The sequence below is a fragment of the Empedobacter brevis genome (genome assembly GCF_965118635.1).
Taxonomy (GTDB): domain Bacteria; phylum Bacteroidota; class Bacteroidia; order Flavobacteriales; family Weeksellaceae; genus Empedobacter; species Empedobacter brevis_A.
Genome location: NZ_CBCPHV010000007.1, coordinates 51,625 through 70,708, shown reverse-complemented (window position 1 = coordinate 70,708; position 19,084 = coordinate 51,625). Strand labels below are relative to the sequence as shown.

The 19,084-nt window shown below is 29.3% G+C and carries 17 protein-coding genes; 5 read left to right on the top strand and 12 right to left on the bottom strand.

The genetic code is table 11. The features are described 5' to 3' along the window. Positions 1-4 precede the first annotated feature (4 nt). Entirely contained in the window at positions 5-433 is a 429-nt protein-coding gene (locus tag ACMHJW_RS10785; RefSeq protein ID WP_413533419.1) for a SufE family protein, read from the bottom strand. A gap of 111 nt (positions 434-544) precedes the next feature. On the opposite strand from ACMHJW_RS10785, the gene ACMHJW_RS10780 reads away from it, so the two are divergent. The 4 genes from ACMHJW_RS10780 (at position 545) to ACMHJW_RS10765 (ending at position 4,823) form a co-directional block, all read left to right on the top strand. Further along, a complete protein-coding gene (locus ACMHJW_RS10780; protein ID WP_413533418.1) occupies positions 545-1,417 on the top strand; it encodes a diacylglycerol/lipid kinase family protein in 873 nt (290 codons plus the stop codon). 158 nt (positions 1,418-1,575) lie between these two features. Continuing rightward, entirely contained in the window at positions 1,576-2,529 is a 954-nt protein-coding gene (locus tag ACMHJW_RS10775) for a 2-hydroxyacid dehydrogenase (RefSeq protein WP_413533417.1), read from the top strand. Positions 2,530-2,868: 339 nt separating this feature from the next. Next, positions 2,869-3,582, top strand: coding sequence for a pirin family protein (locus ACMHJW_RS10770; RefSeq protein ID WP_413533416.1), 714 nt, complete (start codon positions 2,869-2,871; stop codon positions 3,580-3,582). Between the two features lie 152 nt (positions 3,583-3,734). After that, positions 3,735-4,823, top strand: a complete 1,089-nt coding sequence (locus ACMHJW_RS10765) for a hypothetical protein (RefSeq protein WP_413533415.1) — start codon at positions 3,735-3,737, stop codon at positions 4,821-4,823. 65 nt (positions 4,824-4,888) lie between these two features. Here ACMHJW_RS10765 and ACMHJW_RS10760 read toward each other — a convergent pair whose 3' ends face one another. The 9 genes from ACMHJW_RS10760 to ACMHJW_RS10720 all read right to left on the bottom strand — a co-directional run bounded on the left by ACMHJW_RS10760 (position 4,889) and on the right by ACMHJW_RS10720 (position 15,171). Further along, complete coding sequence (locus ACMHJW_RS10760) at positions 4,889-5,590, bottom strand: OmpA family protein (protein ID WP_413533414.1); 702 nt, start codon at positions 5,588-5,590, stop codon at positions 4,889-4,891. A gap of 28 nt (positions 5,591-5,618) precedes the next feature. Then, on the bottom strand, positions 5,619-6,134 hold the full coding sequence (locus ACMHJW_RS10755; RefSeq protein ID WP_413533413.1) for a hypothetical protein: 516 nt from the start codon (positions 6,132-6,134) through the stop codon (positions 5,619-5,621). A gap of 126 nt (positions 6,135-6,260) precedes the next feature. After that, complete coding sequence (locus ACMHJW_RS10750; protein ID WP_413533412.1) at positions 6,261-7,154, bottom strand: class I SAM-dependent methyltransferase; 894 nt, start codon at positions 7,152-7,154, stop codon at positions 6,261-6,263. Position 7,155: 1 nt separating this feature from the next. After that, the gene (gene mnmG / locus ACMHJW_RS10745; RefSeq protein WP_413533411.1) at positions 7,156-9,027 is read right to left on the bottom strand and encodes a tRNA uridine-5-carboxymethylaminomethyl(34) synthesis enzyme MnmG; all 1,872 of its coding nucleotides are present in this window, start codon (positions 9,025-9,027) and stop codon (positions 7,156-7,158) included. Between the two features lie 54 nt (positions 9,028-9,081). Continuing rightward, entirely contained in the window at positions 9,082-9,507 is a 426-nt protein-coding gene (gene ybeY / locus ACMHJW_RS10740) for an rRNA maturation RNase YbeY (RefSeq protein ID WP_413533410.1), read from the bottom strand. A 4-nt stretch (positions 9,508-9,511) separates the two neighbouring features. Further along, complete coding sequence (locus ACMHJW_RS10735) at positions 9,512-11,716, bottom strand: patatin-like phospholipase family protein (protein ID WP_413533409.1); 2,205 nt, start codon at positions 11,714-11,716, stop codon at positions 9,512-9,514. Between the two features lie 55 nt (positions 11,717-11,771). After that, the gene (locus ACMHJW_RS10730) at positions 11,772-12,065 is read right to left on the bottom strand and encodes a hypothetical protein (RefSeq protein WP_413533408.1); all 294 of its coding nucleotides are present in this window, start codon (positions 12,063-12,065) and stop codon (positions 11,772-11,774) included. 57 nt (positions 12,066-12,122) lie between these two features. After that, on the bottom strand, positions 12,123-14,588 hold the full coding sequence (locus ACMHJW_RS10725; protein ID WP_413533407.1) for a bifunctional UDP-N-acetylmuramoyl-tripeptide:D-alanyl-D-alanine ligase/alanine racemase: 2,466 nt from the start codon (positions 14,586-14,588) through the stop codon (positions 12,123-12,125). Continuing rightward, a complete protein-coding gene (locus ACMHJW_RS10720; RefSeq protein ID WP_413533406.1) occupies positions 14,575-15,171 on the bottom strand; it encodes a thymidine kinase in 597 nt (198 codons plus the stop codon). The genes ACMHJW_RS10725 and ACMHJW_RS10720 overlap by 14 nt, the downstream gene beginning before the upstream one ends. Positions 15,172-15,329: 158 nt before the next feature. Here ACMHJW_RS10720 and ACMHJW_RS10715 point away from each other — a divergent pair, with 158 nt between their 5' ends. Beyond that, a complete protein-coding gene (locus tag ACMHJW_RS10715; RefSeq protein WP_413533405.1) occupies positions 15,330-16,763 on the top strand; it encodes an exopolysaccharide biosynthesis polyprenyl glycosylphosphotransferase in 1,434 nt (477 codons plus the stop codon). Here the strand turns inward: ACMHJW_RS10715 and ACMHJW_RS10710 are convergent. Both ACMHJW_RS10710 and ACMHJW_RS10705 read right to left on the bottom strand, forming a co-directional pair. Beyond that, positions 16,756-18,024: an O-antigen ligase family protein gene (locus ACMHJW_RS10710; protein WP_413533404.1), complete on the bottom strand. Its 1,269-nt coding sequence runs from the start codon at positions 18,022-18,024 to the stop codon at positions 16,756-16,758. The genes ACMHJW_RS10715 and ACMHJW_RS10710 overlap by 8 nt on opposite strands. After that, positions 17,999-19,084, bottom strand: a complete 1,086-nt coding sequence (locus ACMHJW_RS10705; protein ID WP_413533403.1) for a DUF1972 domain-containing protein — start codon at positions 19,082-19,084, stop codon at positions 17,999-18,001. Before ACMHJW_RS10705 ends, ACMHJW_RS10710 begins: the two co-directional genes overlap by 26 nt.

Below are 19,084 nucleotides of genomic sequence, written 5' to 3'. Positions count from 1 at the left end.
GTGTCTAACTATTATTTTGTTTTGATTGAAATGCAATTGCGTAAAATTTGAATTGCTTAATCATAGCCAATAATCCGTTTGCACGAGTTGGTGATAAAAATTCTGATAAACCAATTTCATTTATAAAATCTGTATCCGATTCTAAAATATCTTTTGGTGTTTGATTATTGTACATTCTTACCAATAATGCAGCGATTCCTTTTGGTAAAATAGCGTTTGAATCAGCTTTAAATTCAATTGTATTTCCATCCGATTCGGCATCTAACCAAACAGAAGATTGACAACCTTTTATAATTTTATCATCTGTTTTTGCTTCTTCAGGCAAAGATTTTAAGCTTTTTCCTAATTCGATTAAATATTCGTAACGTTGCTCCCAATCATCAAAAAATGAGAATTCGTCTACTATTTCGTTTTGAATTTCTTTAATTTTCATACTACAAAGTTAGAAAGTTTTTGATAGTTTTTCTTCAAAAAATAAGGTTAAATAGATTGATTCTTTTAGTTTTCTTATTTTTGTCTTTTGATAAATTTCAAATCCCAAAAAATGAAGTACACTTTCATTGTTAATCCAAATTCTGGAAATGCTAAACATGATATTTCTCTCGATTTTTTAAAATCAAAATTTGATTCTTCAGACGAAATTGTTTTGAAAGAAACAGCTTATCAATTTCATGCAAAAAAATTGGTTGAAGAAGCGATTGCAGAAAAATCAGATGTAATTGTTGCATGCGGTGGCGATGGAACAATCAATGAAGTGGCAAGTGCTTTGGTTAAAAAAAATATCCGTTTAGGAATTATTCCAGCTGGTTCAGGAAATGGATTAGCTTCTAATCTCAATATTCCGAAAGATATTAACAAAGCAATCGACATTATTAAAACGAATGCTGAACATACTATTGATGTAGGTAGAGTAGAAGACAAGTACTTTTTCAGTAATCTTGGTTTTGGAATAGATGCAGAAGTGATTAAAATGTACGAAGAAAATCAAAAAAGAACTCTTACAGGCTATGTTGATGCATCTATTAAAACATTGTTGAATTATAAAGCGAAATTATTTCGTATTTATATAGATGATGCGATTATCGAGAATAATTTCTATTATCTTTTCTGTTCTAATTCTAACATTGCTGGTTATGGAATTTCTTTTACGCCAAATGCAGATTTGTCTGATGGAGAATTGGATTTATTGATGATAGAAGATTTAGACTTTTTTGAACAATTTTATTTTTCAGTATTGGTTTTAGCTAAAAAGATTGATTTTATGAATAAAGCTAGATATCAAAAAGTAAAGAAATTCAAAATTGAAAGTTTGGATAATAATCCAATCACTTATCAACTTGATGGCGAAATTCATACAACCAATTCACTTCAAGTAAAAGTTAAAGTATTACCAAATGCTTTAAAAATCATTTTTTAAACACATTTTTATTCGTTTAATTAACATTGTAAATCACATATTTTCAATCAATTAAAATGTTATTAACCTAGTTATAAACGTTTTGTTTGTAACCATTTTAGTTTCCTTATTTCTTATTAATTGCTGCATTCGTTGTAACTTTGACTAAAAGTTTTGCAATGAATAAACCTTATAAAATTTTAGCAATCGATTCTAATCACGAATGTCTAAACAATGGACTTTGTGAAGCGGGTTTTATTGTTGATGAAGATTATACTTCGCCAAGAGAAATCATCGAAGAAAAAATTGATGAATACGACGGAATGATTGTAAGAAGTAGATTTCCAATTGATAAAAATTTTTTAGCTAAAGCAACTAATTTAAAGTTTATTGGTAGAGTAGGGGCAGGTTTAGAAAATATTGATGAAGAGTTTGCAGCAGATCATAATATTGTTTTATTCAATTCTCCTGAAGGAAACCGAGATTCTGTTGGAGAACATGCAATTGGAATGTTGTTGATGTTGATGCATCATTTAAGAAGAGCTGATAATGAAGTGCGAAACGGAATTTGGAAACGCGAGGAAAATCGTGGTGATGAATTAAAAGGAAAAACAGTCGGAATTATTGGTTACGGAAATATGGGAAATGCTTTTGCGAAGCGTTTGCAAGGGTTTGATGTTAATGTAATTTGTTACGATATTTTGCCTAACAAAGGAAATGAATTTGCAACGCAAGTTTCATTAACTGAATTTTTTGACCAAGCGGATGTTGTGAGTTTGCATACGCCGCAAACACCAGAAACGATGCAAATGATTAATGCAGAATTTATTTCTAGTTTCAAAAAACCATTTTATTTTGTAAATACTGCTCGAGGAAAATCTGTTGTTACAAAAGATTTGGTTGAAGCAATGAAAACCGGCAAAGTTTTAGGTGCTGCTTTGGATGTTTTAGAATTCGAAAAATCTAGTTTTGAAAAATTAGTAGCTTCCGAATTGCCAGAGGAATTTCAGTATTTAATAGAAGCTGATAATGTGGTTTTAGCTCCGCATATTGCAGGCTGGACACATCAAAGCAAAGTAAAATTAGCCGAATTTATTCGTGATAAAATTATAGCTTGGAAAAATAATCAGTAATAGATCTAGGTTATATAAAACAAAAAGGTTCCACAATTATGGAACCTTTTTTCATTTTGTAAGTTTTTTGTAAATCTTATACAAAATAACTGCAACTATAATTACAAGAACGATTTGGAATATAATCCAAAGTATCACATTAAATGTTGATTCGCCTGAAATTGATAGCATATATATCTGTCATGTGTTAACTGAATGCTAAAATATAAAATTATTTTAACATTTAATTAATAAATTAAAAAAACTTTCATTTTACTCTTGGTGTACATATTGATTACTTATCACATATCAATTTACAACTATTTTATGTAGGCTAATTTTGTATAAAAATTAATTACTATGAATTATCAAATATTTAAATCTGAGTCAAGAGGAGGAGCAAATCACGGATGGTTAAACTCTAAACATTCATATAGTTTTGCAAATTATTACGATCCTGCTCGTATTCATTTTGGAGCGTTGCGCGTTGTAAATGATGATATTATTACAGGAGGAATGGGATTTGGTAAACATCCTCACGATAATATGGAAATTATTACAATTCCTATAAAAGGAGGAATCTCTCATCAAGATTCAATGGGAACAGGTTCTACTATAGAAGCCGGAGATGTACAAGTGATGAGTGCAGGAACTGGTATTTTTCATAGTGAAATGAATGCTTATGAAAATCAAGAAGGACATTTTTTCCAGATTTGGATTATTCCAAATAAAATGAATGTTGAGCCTCGTTATCAACAAATTTCTGTTAGAGATTTGGCTAAAGAAAACGAATTATATCAAGTTCTTTCTCCAAATGCTGAAGATCAAGGAGTTTGGATTTATCAAAATGCATGGATCTTTTTAGGAAATTATACTGAAAATAAACAAGAAATATATAAAGTTCAACAAGAAGGAAATGGTGTTTTCTTAATGGTTGTTGAAGGAGAAATTGAATTCGAAGGAAATAAACTAGAACGCAGAGATGCAATCGAAATAAAAGATACAAATGAGTTTTCCTTCCATGTTTCTAAGGATTCTCAGTTAATGTTAATCGAAGTTCCTATGGATATATAGAAATTTTTTCAAGTTTTAATTGTTTTATATAGAGAACAGATTCTAGAAATAGAATCTGTTTTTTTTGTTAAAAAAAATAATTACCAACACAAGTATTTAGTATATTTACTGCTTATAAAACTTTAACTCAAAACGTACTTAATCTAGACTATATGAAACGTTTATTCATCATTGCTTCTTTTGCTTTAATGATTATCAGTTGTAAAAATGATAACATTGAAATTGATTCTACTTCTGCACAAACTTTTAGCGAAACGGTAGACAAGATTTCGAAGGCTTTACCAGTTATGCAACAAGATAAATTTAAGGAAGCTTTGCAAATTATTTTTGAGTATAACACAAGTCAAACAATGGACAATGAAGCTCGTTGGGGAATTGTTCGTACTTTGTTGAATGGAAAAACTGTCGATGAAGTTTTTGATCTTGCAGAAAAAGTAGCTTTACAGAATAATTTTACTTGGAATAGAAATCAAGTTCCTTTAGTGAATGGTATTCCAAAACCTGGAATCACAGAAACAGAAGAAAAGCCTGCTGAAGCTACATCTAATGTACAACGTTTCGATTTTAGTCTAAAACAAGATGATACAGGAATTTCAATGTCTCCTTTTTTCTATAATTTGCAAGGAGAAGAAATTCAATTGGATCAAGCGGTTACAGCAACTATAGAAGTTTTCAATTCAGGTAATATTGTTTATACTTTTCGTTCTACAATCGATCCTAATTCTACGAATGATTTGTATAGAAAAAATACAATTAATATTAAATATTCTTCGTTAGATCCATCTAAAATAAAGAGTGATCGTTTGGATATTTTGATTCGTATTCCGAATTCTGAACGATATTTAACAAATAGAAAAGCTGTAAAAATTCCGATGGATTTAATTGGAGTTGCAGCAGTAGATTCTTTAGTTGTAGAACAAGTTCCTGTTCAAGTGAGTAAAGAAGCAGGAATGGTAAAATCGTTATCAAATCGTTTTATGACGAATTTATCAAAGAAAAACTATTCTGGAGCTTTTGCTTTAACTAGAAGTGGAGAATGGAATACATTCCAAAAGTTTTCTTCGGATGAAGGAATTAAAAACTTAGAACAAGCAACTATTAATGATGCTAAAGTATTAGATGCTGATGAAAAAGTTGTTTTGGTAGAAATACAAGCAAATTTAAAAGATCAATCTTCTAAAACTTATCAAGTTACTTTAGAAAAGATAAATAATAAATGGTTTATCGTTAATTTTAAATAAACTATAGAAAATTATAGCATAAAAAAATCGCTCACTGAGCGATTTTTTTATGCTATATAGAATTTTTATTTTTGATTTGCTTCTTTTTCAGCGTCAGCTTTCATTTTAGCATTTGCTGTAATTGCAATCTCTACACGACGGTTTTGAGCACGTCCTTCTGCAGTAGAATTGTCTGCAATTGGTTCTTCAATACCTCTACCTTTTGAAGTTAAACGAGATGAAGAAATTCCTTTTGATACTAAATAATCTTTTACTGATTGTGCACGTTTTTCAGATAATGGTAAATTGTATCCTTGAGAACCTACATTATCAGTGTATCCAACGATTAATAAATCTGTATCTGGATATTCATTGAAAACTTCGACCAATTTATCTAAGTTTGTTTTTGCTGTAGAAGTTAATGAAGCTTTGTTATATTCGAAAGTAACTCTAGATTTTTCATCTAAGATTAAGTTAATCCCTTCTTCAGTTCTTACAACTTCAGCACCTGGTAAAACTTGTTCGATTTTCTGAGCCTGTTTATCCATTTTGTTACCAATAACACCTCCAGCAGCTCCACCTACAGCAGCACCAATAACAGCACCTAAAGCAGTATTACCACCTTTCCCGATATTATTTCCTAAAATTCCACCAATCACACTTCCTGCTACAACACCTATTCCAGCACCTTTTTGTGTATTATTTGCATTTTGTACTGCATTACAAGAAGACATGATAAATGATCCTCCTAATACGATAGCAGCTATTTTAGTATTTATTTTTTTCATAATTTCTTTATGTTTCTATATTATTTGATTAGCGAACGAAGTTATAAATAACTTGAGCAATTTTTCCATTTGCATTGATATCTTGTACAAGTTTCATAGAATTTGTATCAACATAATCTACACGCATTTTATATCCAGCAGTATTTTGCTTTGCTTTGATTCCTGTAACATCTTTAAAAATAAAATATGTTGTAGAACCATCTTGTTGTAAATCCCAAATAATATTTGCTGTTCCAGAAGGACAACTTGCACCAGCATTATTAAATGTGTATGTTCCTTTTTTGTTGTTTTGAACTAAGTTCCATGTAGAACCAACATAACATTCAGGGTTTGCAGTATCAAAAACATTTGCAACGGCATCTGTAACTCTTACATTACCTTGAACTTCGTTAGTTGTTAAACCTTGGTAATCTACATTTGTTAAAGTCCATGCTCCTCGAACTTCTTTACCAGTTTGAATTTCTTGTTTTGCAACTGTTGTAGAAGCACAAGAAGATAAAAATGCTGAAGCGCATATTCCAAATAATAAAATACTTTTTTTCATAGCTATTTATTTTATTTATGATTTTAGTCAAAAAACGGCCTTTATAAATAAGCCCTATTAAATTTAAATAAAAAATAAGACATAATGCTTATCTTATGTAACAAAAGTAACTGTAATGAGCTTATTTTAATTATTCGCTTTAATCACGTAAATTAATGAAGAATATTCTCCTGTTTTTTTTGCTTTAGCATTCGACTTTAATCCAACTCTAATTGCATTTATAAAACCCAACTTATTACCTTTATATTTTTCTGAAAGAAGACTCACATAAAATGAATCTAATTTCATCGGATGAGTAGATTCAATTTTCATACCAAACTTGTTAAAAAATTTATTCATGCTACTTGCAGAGAAATGCCAAAGATGTCTTGGTACATCATAAGCGGCCCAATATTTTCCGTAATATTCTGCATCATATGATTTGTGATTTGGAACGGCAATAATTAACCGACCATTTTCTGTTAAATGATTTTTTAATTGATTGATGATTTCATTCAAATTTGGAATATGTTCTAACACATGCCACAACGTAATGACATCATATTTTTCATTATTCTGTTCTAATTCTGTAGAAGTAACTTTTTCAATTCCAACTTTTGATTGAGAAATTCTTCTTGCCGAATCATTCGGTTCCATTCCTAGAACATCGTAACCATTTTTTTGTAAATGTTCTAAGAAATCACCAACACCACAACCATAATCTAAAATCTTTTTACCATTAGCAACTTTATTAATCAATTCTAGTTTATTGTTCAAATTGATTGATTTTGCCATTTGATAAAAACGTTCGAAAATTGATTTTTTACCATCGGTATGAGAAATGTAATTTTTACTTTCGTAATATTTCCCTAAATTTTCGATAGGCTGGGGGAGTGTATATAAAACTCCTGTCTTAGAATCTTCAAATAATTTGAAGTTTTCGTTTGTTAAGAAATAATCTTTTAAAGCTAATTTCTTAATACCAGAAAATCCTTCTTTTGAAGGATTTTCTTGAGATGTTTCACGTGGAACATTTTCCATATTATCTTCCCATGTAAATTAATAATACACTTATATCTGCTGGTGATACACCACTAATTCTTGATGCTTGAGCAACCGTAGCAGGTTTTATTTTCGTTAATTTTTGACGAGCTTCTATCGACATCGAACCAAATACATGATAATCGATATCTGCAGGAATTTTTAGATTTTCCAATCGATGCAATTTATCTGCATTTTGTTGCTCTTTCTTGATGTAACCTTTGTATTTTATTTGAATTTCTGTTTGCTCTAATTCTTCTTGATCGTATTCATTTGTTTCTATAAACTCTTTTACACGATTCAATTTTGTGAAATCAGCAAGTTTTAATTCTGGACGAGAAATTACAGAAATCATTTTGTTTGGTTGTTTTAAAGGAGTTCCGTTTCTCTCTTCAATTACCTCATTAATTTCTTGTGGTTTGATTGAATTTTCTTCAAAATAATTGACTAATTTTTCTGCTTTGTCAAATTTTTCTTCCATTCTTTTCAAACGTTCTTCTGAAGCTAAACCAAGTTCGAAACTTTTTCTTGTCAAACGTTCGTCTGCATTATCTTGACGTAATAAGATACGATATTCTGCACGAGAAGTAAACATACGATAAGGTTCTTCTGTTCCTTTTGTAATCAAATCATCGATTAAAACACCAATATATGCTTCATTTCTATTCAAGATAAAAGGATCTTTTTCTTGAATTTTTAGTACAGCATTTATACCAGCCATTAATCCTTGAGAAGCTGCTTCTTCGTAACCTGTTGTTCCATTTATTTGTCCAGCACAATACAAGTTGTCAATCAACTTTGTTTCTAATGTATGTTTTAATTGTGTTGGTGGAAAATAATCATATTCGATTGCATAACCAGGACGTAAAATTTTCGCATTTTCAAAACCAGGAACCGAACGTAAGGCTCTTGCTTGGATATCATCTGGTAATGATGTTGAGAATCCATTTATGTAGAATTCCATTGTATGCCAACCTTCCGGCTCTGCAAAAATCTGATGACGATCTTTGTCTGCAAAACGATTGATTTTATCTTCTATCGATGGACAATATCTTGGTCCAGTTGATTTAATTGTTCCGTTGAACATTGGAGAACGATCGAAACCTTCGCGTAACAAATCATGAACTTCTTGATTGGTATAGGTAATCCAACAAGAGCGTTGTTTTGTTAATTTTGGTGTATTTGTGTATGAAAATTTAGAAGGATTTTCGTCACCAGGTTGTTCAACCATTTTCTCATAATCGATAGAACGTCCATCAACTCTTGGAGGAGTTCCAGTTTTCATTCGTCCAGCTTCGAAACCTAAATCTACTAATTGTTCTGTAATTCCGAACGCAGCAGATTCTCCCATTCGTCCACCTCCAAATTGTTTTTCACCAATATGAATTAAACCATTCAGGAAAGTGCCATTTGTTAAAACAACAGCTTTGGAACGTATTTCTAATCCCATTGCAGTGATCACGCCACAAACTTTACCATTTTCAATGATTAAGTTTTTGACCATATCTTGGAAGAAATCGACATTCTCTGTTCTTTCTAATGATAAACGCCATTCTTCTGCAAAGCGCATACGATCTGATTGCGCACGTGGAGACCACATTGCTGGACCTTTTGATTGATTCAACATTTTAAATTGAATCATTGTTTTATCGGTGATGATACCAGAGTATCCACCTAAAGCATCAATCTCACGAACGATTTGTCCTTTTGCAATTCCTCCCATAGCAGGATTACAAGACATTTGTCCGATTGTTTGTAAGTTCATTGTAACAAGAAGCGTTTTTGCTCCTAAATTGGCTGCGGCTGCTGTAGCTTCTGCTCCTGCGTGACCACCACCAACTACAATTACATCATATTCTGATTGAAATATCATTTGATTATAAACTTATTTTTCTTGTTAAAAATAATAAATGTTCCACGTGGAACATTATTGGTTTAGATAGCTACTAAATGTTTCTAAATATTGATTTTCTTTAGCAGTCATCAATTCTTTGTCATCCGGTTCTTTGTCCATATAACCAGCAAAATGTAATATTCCGTGAATAATAACACGAGCTAATTCGTTTTCAAAAGTAACGCCATTTTGTTCTGCATTATCTTTTATTCTTTCGATACTAATAAAGATATCACCCATTAATTTGTCTTCAACAGAATTATCGAAACCAATAACATCAGTGTAATAATCGTGATCTAAATATTGTCGATTAATTTGAAGTAAGTATTCGTCATCACAGAAAATATAGTTTAATTCTTCTATTGTTTTTCCTTCATTCTTCATACTTTCTACGATCCAATCTATCCAAGTTTGAGCATCTTTTAACTCAAAATCTGTTTCGTAAAATAATTCTATCATTGTTCTAAAACCAGTAACCTAAACTTAAATTAAATAATCCTCTTTTTGTGTAAGGCGAATAACTCCAGATGAAATTTAAAGGTCCTAAAGGACTATCGTAACCATAAGTAACACCATACCCAAGATATTTGTAATCTGTTAAACTTAACTGCTCAAATCTATCTGTGATATTTGCAATATTCATAAATAAACTTGTGTAATGATTTTTCAAAATTCGAGCTTGGATATGAGAGCCAAAAAGCAATTGATTGTCGCCAATCGCAGAGCCAAAAGGAAGACCATAAAACTTTGTATAATTGAAAAAATCTTGTTCAACATAACCTCCTAAATAAAATTTCTGAGGTATCGTTACATTATCATTGAAAAAGGTTCCAAAGTTAGCAGTAAATCTGTAACTTAAGAAATTATTTAACGGAAAATTTGCCTCTAAACTCGATTCTAATAAATAGTTATTTTCGAATCCAGCTATATTAGAATCAAACAGATATTTAAAACTACCATCAAATTTAAAACCACTTCTTGCAAAATTAGCATTGTTTCGATTATCTGCTTTTATATATCCATATCCTTTCCAATAATACCCTTCAGATTTTGCTGGAAATTCTTCGTTAGGAGCAATAAAATTATTTGTAAATACTTTTGTGTATTGATGTTCTAATCCAACTCCTATTGCAAACTTTTCATTGATTGTTGACTGAACGTACAATTGATTGATGTATTCTCTGAAGTTGTAGTTTACTTTTTTATAAAGTTTGTCTTGTTCGAAGAAATTTCGAAGATCGATTTCTTTATCAAAATAATGAGAAAAAGAGTTGAAACCAATACTTGGTAGATATCCATTATCAATGAAAAAATTGATGTTATAACGTGCATAATCACCAACAATAATGTCTGTGGAAAGTACCGAGTTTTTCACAAATAAGTTTTTAGAAGTAAAGTTTAAAAGTAATCCAGTTTTGAATAAATCATCATAATGTAAGCCGAAACGTATTGATTGTTTGGTTTTATTCTCTTGAACTTTTAACGTTAATAAATTTTCATCATCATTGATTTCAGAGATTTTATAAGTGATATTATTAAAGTTTCCAGAAGCATACAATTTAGAAATTCCCGATTTTAAGTCATCATATTTTATAATTTCGGGTGTGCGAATTCCTAGTTTTCCAACAATATAATTTTTATTGTAATTCTTCAATCCTTCAACTTCAATATCTTTTACCAAAACATAATCATCTAGTTTTATTTCATTTCGACTTTTGTTCGTTGCATTTTGTTTTTTTGCAATTTCTTTCAATTGATCGAATACTTTTTCAGAAGCTACAAGCCCTCTTTTGTAGATCGCGTCTACTTCTTCAAAACTTGTAACCGTATATTCTTTTAATTCAGGTTTGATCAATAAGTCTACTAATTTTTTCTGTTCATTCGTTTTCTTAACGATACTCATTGTCATTATCTGACTTAGAATATCAATTGCCGAATTCAATTCATCACGTTTCTGTAAACCATCACCAAGTTCAACACCAATAATAATATCAGCGCCCATATCTTTTACTTCTTTTACTGGAAAATTGTTCACAACACCTCCATCTACATAAATTTTGCCATCAATTGTTACAGGATCTAGTAATGTAGGATAAGCACCTGAAGCTAAAATAACACGAGGTAAAAATCCTGAACGAAAAACTTTTTCTTCTCCAGTTTCAAGATTTGTTCCGATACAAACAAAAGGAGTTGTTAATTTATTGAAGTCTTCAACATCGTGAACAGGTCGCAAGAGATAAGTTAATAAGTCGAGCGGACCTTGTCCTTTTGAAATAGCATTGGGAATTCTTAATTTAAAATTATCAAAAGGCAATTCTAAGATGTATTTTTCTTTGTATGATTTTTCGAAGAATGGAATTTCAGCACGATCTTTATTTTGTGTGATTAAAGATGAAATATCCAATTGATGCATAATTTTTTCAAGTTCGTCCGGTGTATATCCAGCAGCATATAAACCACCAATAATAGCACCCATACTTGTTCCTCCGATGTAATCAATCTTAATTCCGGCTTCTTCTATTTTCTTTAAAGCACCAACATGTGCATAACCTTTTGCTCCGCCACCACTTAATACAACTCCTACTTTTAATCGTGTTGAATCATTCTTTGTTTCTTGTGCAAAAGAAATCGTTGAAATAAAGAAAATAAAAGCAAAAAGACTACGCATAAATTGATCTAAATTGAGGAATAAAGATAGTAATTTTGAATATAAACTGAGTAAGTTAAAGGTTTAACTCTTCAATATTATTTTCTTCATAACAACTTAAGAAATATGAATATTTATGAAAATCTTGTTTTAAGGAATTTTTTTGTTTTAAAAAAGATTTTAGTTTTTCTACTTGAAGATTTGTAAGTAAATACGGATCATAAATTTCATTTGGATAATCATCTTTGTTTAAAATTAAATCATCTAATTCAGTTAAAATTTGTTCAACTGATATTTCCAATTCATATTCATGATGTAATCTGTCATCAGAATTATTAAATTCTTCTATATATCTAATTAATTTAATCATTTTGAATTTTTTAAAAACACAAAAAAAGAGTTACTTTCCAGTAACTCTTTCCATATATTATTCTTTATAATAAACACGTTTTATTCGTTGAGAAACGGAGGTTAAAACTTCATAAGGAATTGTTCCCAACCATTTAGTTACATCAGCGATTGTTGGCAAATCCCCAAAAATAGTAACTTCATCACCTTCTTTGCATGGAATATCAGTTACATCAACCATCATCATATCCATACAAATTGTTCCAGTTATTGTAGCCAAATGACCATTGATTCCTACTTTACCTTTTCCGAAACCAAGTGAACGACGAATTCCATCTGCATAACCAACGGGTAAAGTTGCTATTTTGGTACGACGTTCTGCCGTAAAACGACGACCATAACTGACCGTTTCACCTTTTTCAATTTCAGAAATTTGAGAAATTACAGTTTTGAAACGCACAACAGGTTTCAAATATTTTTCCATAAAATCTGTATATTCAGAATAACCGTACATTCCGATTCCTAAGCGAACCATATCATATTGATGTTCTCCGTATGCGACTATTCCAGGAGAATTTAACGCATGTTTTATTGGTTTTATCTTTAAAGCTTTCGCAATAGTTTCATAACTATTGTCAAAACGATTCAATTGATATTTTGTATATTCTTTCTCTTCTGCCATATCAGCAGTTGCTAAGTGCGTAAAAATTGAACGAACAAAAACATGAGAATTATCTTTTAAGATTGAAATCAATTCTTCGAAATCTTCTTCATGAAAACCAAGACGGTTCATTCCCGTTTCCATTTTCAGATGAATTGGATAAGGAGAAGAAATTTGTTTTTCTTGTAATTTCTGAATAAATAATTTCAATACACGCAAACTATAAATCTCAGGCTCCAATTGGTAATCGATAACAGTGGAATAACTATTTTGTTCAGGATTCATTACAATGATAGGAATTGTAATCCCTGCCTCACGCAATTCTTTTCCTTCATCAGCAATTGCAACACCTAAGAAATCCACGCCATTATTTTGTAATGTATTCGAAATTTCAAAACTTCCTGTACCATAGCTATTAGCTTTTACCATACACATCAATTTTGTGGTTGGTTTTAGCAAAGAACGATACACATTTATATTTTCGATTAGATGTTGCAAATTAATTTCGAGAACAGAATCATTGGAACGTGTTTCAAGTTCATTCGATATTTTTTCTAATTTGAATGGACGAGATCCTTTTAATAAAATAGCTTCGTTGTCTACATTTTGATGACGGAATTGTTCTAAGAATTCTTCTGTCGAGTTGAATGAACGAACATAGGATTGAAATAAATCTTTGAACTGAGAAATTTTTTCTCCAATTAAAACAATTTCATCAAAGCGATAAGGATTGACTAAATTGGCTGCTTGATGATATAAATCTTCGTCTGATAAGTTACTTTGTAAAATATCTGTCAAAACCAACGATTTTTTGTCTCGTGGTTGTTGATTAAGAACATTTAAACCAATTTTTAAAGAATTTAGATCAGAATTGAACGTATCATTGATTAAAATGGAATGATTAATCGCTTCTTTAATTTCCAACCGCATTTCAATTGGTAAAAGTTGACTAAATTCATTTTTAAGTTTCTTATAATCAATGTTTAAACTAATTAAAGTTGTTAAACAAATTAAACTATTTTTAATAGAAGCATCATCGATAAATGGAATCGAATAAGTAAATTCTTCTTGATTATGTAAAATAGAAATTTGTGTATTTGTTTGATTACTTATGATTTGCTTGATTTGTACAGTGGCCAAATCTGAATAACCATAAGTAAATTTATCAATTTTAGCTAAATGTGGATTTTCAAGAATGGCTTGATGAACTTTTTCATTCTCGATATTGAAAACTAATTTTTCTACATTCGAAAATAATTTCAGTTTTTCCTGAATTAATTCATCTTGATTTTTGAAATTCTCTAAATGCGCTTCTCCAATTTTTGTTAACACACCAATTGTTGGTTGAATTATTTCTTCGAGATTTTGCATTTCATTCGGCATTGAAATTCCAGCTTCGAATATTCCCAGATTATTTTCATTTTGCATTTGCAAAACAGAAAGTGCAGCGCCAAATTGTGAATTGTAACTTTTTGGACTACGAACAATCGAAAATTTTTTCCATAACAATTGATTCAACCATTCTTTCACAATTGTTTTTCCATTAGAACCTGTAATTCCGATCACAGGAAAATGAAATTGTTTTCGATGAATTTTTGCCCAATTTTGTAAAGCTAATAGAGGATTTTTAACTTCGATAAAATTTGCATTTGGAAAATTTATAGAAGCTTTTTCAACGACAAAATTTCGAATTCCTCTTTGATAAGCATCTTGTAAATATAAATGCCCATCTTTTTGATTGCCATGAAGGGCAAAAAAAATTCCGTGAGTTGGATTGACAATCATACGAGAATCAAAGAAAATTTGATTGATGATTTCTTCTCCATTTCCAATCAAAGTACCATTTATGATACTCGAAATTTGATTTAGATTATACGTTTTCAACTTTATGTTTGTTATGTTCTTCCCAAAAAGCAACTCGGCTTAAAGGTTCGTATTCTGAAGTTTCACCTAATTCGACAAGGCGATCACTATCAATTTTTCTATGCGAATAGTTTGCCAAATTTCCTGTTCGAACACAAATAGCATGTACTTTTGTGATATATTCGGCTGTTGCCAATAAGTTTGGCATTGGACCAAAAGGACGACCTTTGAAATCCATATCTAAACCAGCGACAATAACACGTTTTCCTTGATTTGCCAGTTCATTTGCAACATCTACAATTCCTTCATCAAAGAATTGTGCTTCATCAATTCCGACAACATCGCAATCATCAGCTAAAAGTAAAATTGCAGAAGAATATTCGACAGGAGTCGAATTAATAGAATTTTGATTATGCGAAACGACTTCGCGGTCTGCATAGCGTGTATCTACAGTAGGTTTGAAAATTTCGACACGCTGTTTGGCAAATTCAGCTCGTTTTAGGCGGCGTATAAGTTCTTCGGTTTTACCAGAAAACATTGAGCCACAGATGACTTCTATCCACCCACTTTTTTTGTTATGATTAAAGGTATTTTCGAGGAACATAGTTCAAATAATTTAGTTAAAATGTAAAAACAAATTTACGGAATAAATTAGATGAAAGAAGTAAAAAAATTAAATGAAGATTGTTTTATAAGAAATGAGAGAAATTGACGTTAATAGAGAGAATTATCTTTTTTAATTATTTTAGCAATCTATTTTTGATGAAAGAATCGAGTGGTAATAAATTTTATTTTATTCAAGAAATTATTGATTTAATCATTATATCAATTTTATTCTTTGTATTTCAAAAACTTCAATACTTATATTTTTTTCCAAAAGATCAAGTTATTTTAGATGATTTACCTACTTATAAAGAATTATTTATAAGTCATTATAAAGCATTATTGTTAATAATTATTTCATGGATTATTGTTTCTGATCATAATAAATTGCATCAAATAACTTTTACGAAAAGAATTGTGAATAATATTAAAAGATTGTTCTTACAAATTATAGTTATTTCGATAGTTATTTTTGCAATTTCTGGATTAAAACAGTACGATTTATTTTCATGGCAGTTAGGTTTGGCTTATATATCTTCAATTTTTATTGTATTGTTCATATTACGTTTATTTTATTTATTGTTTAATATTCTTTTAAATAAAAGAGGTGTTGGTGTGAGTAATATTTTAGTTTTAGATGAAAATTTAAATACAAATAAATTTATTGATTTATTTAATACTCGTAATAGGTTAGGTGTTAGGTTTATAGATCATATATCTGACATGCATGATTTGAAGGTAGAAAATGGTTTTTTGTTGTATAAAGATATTTTTTTTGATAAATATTTAATAGATAATCAGATAGATCAAGTATTTCTTTCTCAGATGGGAAAATTTTCTAATGATGTATTAGTTAAAATATATGAACTTTGTGAAATTAATCATATTCAAATAATTTACATTCCCTATTCCATTTACAACGAATTGACAGAGTTAAAAGTTCAATATATTGATACATTACCTATATTGGTTGTAAAAAGATTTCCCTTAGATTTGACTAAAAATAAGCTGTTAAAATTTATATTTGATAAAATCTTCTCGCTCCTTGTTATAATATTTATATTAAGTTGGTTAATTCCATTAATTTCAATCATAATAATGATTGATTCTAAAGGTCCTATATTTTTCATTCAAAAAAGAAACGGCTTGAACGGAAAGGTCTTTAATTGTTACAAATTTAGAACTATGCGTAACACTAAAATGAATTCTGTAAAAGCTACTGTTAGGAATGACGAAAGAGTTACACGAGTAGGTAAGTTTTTAAGAAAAACAAGTTTAGATGAAATACCGCAATTTATAAATGTATTTTTGGGAGATATGTCAGTTGTTGGACCAAGACCTCATATGATTACGCAAGATTACTTCTATAGGGATATTATAAAGAAATATAACCTCAGACATTATGTTAAACCAGGTATTACAGGTTTATCTCAAGTAAGAGGTTATAGAGGTGCAATTGATTGTAACGAGGATATGGAAAACAGAATTCGAACTGATATTTTTTATATTAGAAATTGGTCTATTTTTCTAGATTTTCATATTATTTATTTAACAATAATGCTTGTTATAAAAGGAGATGAAAATGCTATTTAGCGATTATTTTTTTATTGTATAAATGATGATACATACAAAAATAAATGATAAATAAAGCTATTCCTCTTTGTCTACTAAAAATAGATTCTGTTATACTGAGACTTGATATTAAAATAAAAATTGAAAGAAAATTATAATCTTTGTTTTTTATTGCTATAAATAGAGAATAAAAAAGAATAAAAGAAAAAAGAGTAAATCCAAAAACGCCTAATTCTGCAAATGATTGTATATATTGGTTGTGAAAATTTAATGTACCAAAATAGGGTATATATCCTCTTTTTTCTTGCTTTTCAATTATTTTTTCCTGAGAAGCATTTATTCCGAATCCCTTCCAAAAAATATTATTCTCTTTAATGAATTCAACCAATAATCTAGCTTGATACACTCTTATTGAAGTTCCAGAGAAATATTGATTATTATTAAAACTTTCTTGGTAAACGGCATTTTTGATAGAAATATTTTCAACACCATTTTCTAATACTATATTTTTATCAAAATCTTTAAATTCAGCATCAAATCTATCGAGAATTTTATTTCCGAATAAAGTAATAATCAATGAAATAATCCCAATTAAAATAATAATATTTTTCTTTTTAACCTTTCTACGAAATACAATAAAGCTAAGAAAACCTAATATAGTAGTTATAATGATTATGTTTTTGGAAGAAAGTAATATAATCAACGTAAAAAGAATAAATACAGATAAATAGTCTTTCCAATTTATCAAGTTATCTCTTAATAAAAAAATCATAGGAATCGCAAAAATAATGGAGATATAAATGGCATTTACTTCTAGTGTTACAAGTTCATGATAGAAAAAAACATCTATATTATTTGTTTCTATATATTTAAAAAAACCTTTGATTATAAGAAAAATAGCATAAATCGACATACAATAAGCTAAATTTTTCATTATTTTATGAACATCTTTCTTTTCAAACTTAGGCAAGAATAGAAAAATAAGTGGTAGTAATAAAAATGATATTCCTTTGGAAATACTATTTAAGGATTTTTCTAAATTAATTGTCCAAGTTAGAGATATGCATATTAAAATAAAATAAGCTATTGGAAGATATAAAGCTCTATTTTGATTAAACTGTAGATGTTGTCTATTTATTATACAAACAAAAAGTAGAAGGCCTAATGCTATATTATTTATTGCTAATGAAAGAGGTAAAGTAAGTAGAAAAAAAGTAATCGCCGTCAATAAGCCATTCAATCCAATTAAGTTATTTCTAAACCAGTTTTTTAAGTAATTCATGATATTTGTTGTTGATTATATTCCAATTAAATTCTTTTTGAATGGCAGTTTTATTATTGTAAATTAAATTTAAATGTTGCTCTTTTATAAGTTGACTATATAATTTTTTTACATCTTTATGATCATTAAAATAGAAAGCATTATTTTTTAAAATACTTTTATTAAAATTATTATTATTAGCACAAATCAATGTGTTAGATGCCATAGCTTCTAATAAAGAAGGATTAGTACCACCAACAGAATGCCCATGAAAATACAATCTAGAAAAATATCTCAAATTATTGAGTTTTTTAAGGTCATATATTCCTCCCACAAAACGAATATTTGAGAATGATTTGTATTTGTTTTTTAAATATTCTCCAAATGAGGTTTCGTGTTTACCAATAACTAAAAAAGGTTCATCAACATTAGATTCTGTAACTCCATCGAGAATCATCTCTAAGTTGTTTTCTGGCTCAAATCGTGCAATTAATAATGAATATTTTTCTTTTTCTAAATTATACTCTTTTAGAATATCTTCTTTTTTGTCCTCAAAAATATCAGCCCCATAAGGGATATATGTAGAATCTTTATGATATTTATCTTTCAAATAACTTTGTATTCCAAGAGAATCTGAAATTAAATGATTTGAATGTACTGCCCCTAATTTTTCAGCATATTTTAAAAAATTTTGAACTTTCTTCGAATATTTAGTACGTTTCCATTCTAATCCATCCATGTTAGTCACAATAATTGCCTTTTTTGGCATTAACCACCACCATATAGTACTACTTGTGTATCCTAGTTGAAGTATAATATCAAAATTGCGTTTACGAGCATCTAAAATACAATTCAAGTCATATAAGAATTGTCCAGGCGTACCTAATTTATCTTCAGGATCTTTGCATGTAATTATATGAACACCTTTGTATTTATTTTCTTTATATGGATGTAATGAAGAATTGTAAACATAAACATCTTCTCCTTTATTGGCTAAATAAACGGCAAAAAATTCTGCAAATTGTTCAAATCCACCATGGTAATTCGGAATACCTCTTGTACCTAAAATTGCAATTTTCAT

Excerpts from the sequence above, each read along its gene's own strand:
- ACMHJW_RS10720 (WP_413533406.1), bottom strand. The coding sequence starts at position 15,171 with ATGTTCCTCGAAAATACCTTTAATCATAACAAAAAAAGTGGGTGGATA.
- ACMHJW_RS10770 (WP_413533416.1), top strand. The coding sequence starts at position 2,869 with ATGAATTATCAAATATTTAAATCTGAGTCAAGAGGAGGAGCAAATCAC.
- ACMHJW_RS10760 (WP_413533414.1), bottom strand. The coding sequence starts at position 5,590 with ATGAAAAAAATAAATACTAAAATAGCTGCTATCGTATTAGGAGGATCA.
- ACMHJW_RS10715 (WP_413533405.1), top strand. The coding sequence starts at position 15,330 with ATGAAAGAATCGAGTGGTAATAAATTTTATTTTATTCAAGAAATTATT.
- ACMHJW_RS10750 (WP_413533412.1), bottom strand. The coding sequence starts at position 7,154 with ATGGAAAATGTTCCACGTGAAACATCTCAAGAAAATCCTTCAAAAGAA.
- mnmG (WP_413533411.1), bottom strand. The coding sequence starts at position 9,027 with ATGATATTTCAATCAGAATATGATGTAATTGTAGTTGGTGGTGGTCAC.
- ACMHJW_RS10780 (WP_413533418.1), top strand. The coding sequence starts at position 545 with ATGAAGTACACTTTCATTGTTAATCCAAATTCTGGAAATGCTAAACAT.
- ybeY (WP_413533410.1), bottom strand. The coding sequence starts at position 9,507 with ATGATAGAATTATTTTACGAAACAGATTTTGAGTTAAAAGATGCTCAA.
- ACMHJW_RS10765 (WP_413533415.1), top strand. The coding sequence starts at position 3,735 with ATGAAACGTTTATTCATCATTGCTTCTTTTGCTTTAATGATTATCAGT.
- ACMHJW_RS10710 (WP_413533404.1), bottom strand. The coding sequence starts at position 18,024 with ATGAATTACTTAAAAAACTGGTTTAGAAATAACTTAATTGGATTGAAT.
- ACMHJW_RS10735 (WP_413533409.1), bottom strand. The coding sequence starts at position 11,716 with ATGCGTAGTCTTTTTGCTTTTATTTTCTTTATTTCAACGATTTCTTTT.
- ACMHJW_RS10755 (WP_413533413.1), bottom strand. The coding sequence starts at position 6,134 with ATGAAAAAAAGTATTTTATTATTTGGAATATGCGCTTCAGCATTTTTA.
- ACMHJW_RS10730 (WP_413533408.1), bottom strand. The coding sequence starts at position 12,065 with ATGATTAAATTAATTAGATATATAGAAGAATTTAATAATTCTGATGAC.
- ACMHJW_RS10775 (WP_413533417.1), top strand. The coding sequence starts at position 1,576 with ATGAATAAACCTTATAAAATTTTAGCAATCGATTCTAATCACGAATGT.
- ACMHJW_RS10705 (WP_413533403.1), bottom strand. The coding sequence starts at position 19,084 with ATGAAAATTGCAATTTTAGGTACAAGAGGTATTCCGAATTACCATGGT.
- ACMHJW_RS10785 (WP_413533419.1), bottom strand. The coding sequence starts at position 433 with ATGAAAATTAAAGAAATTCAAAACGAAATAGTAGACGAATTCTCATTT.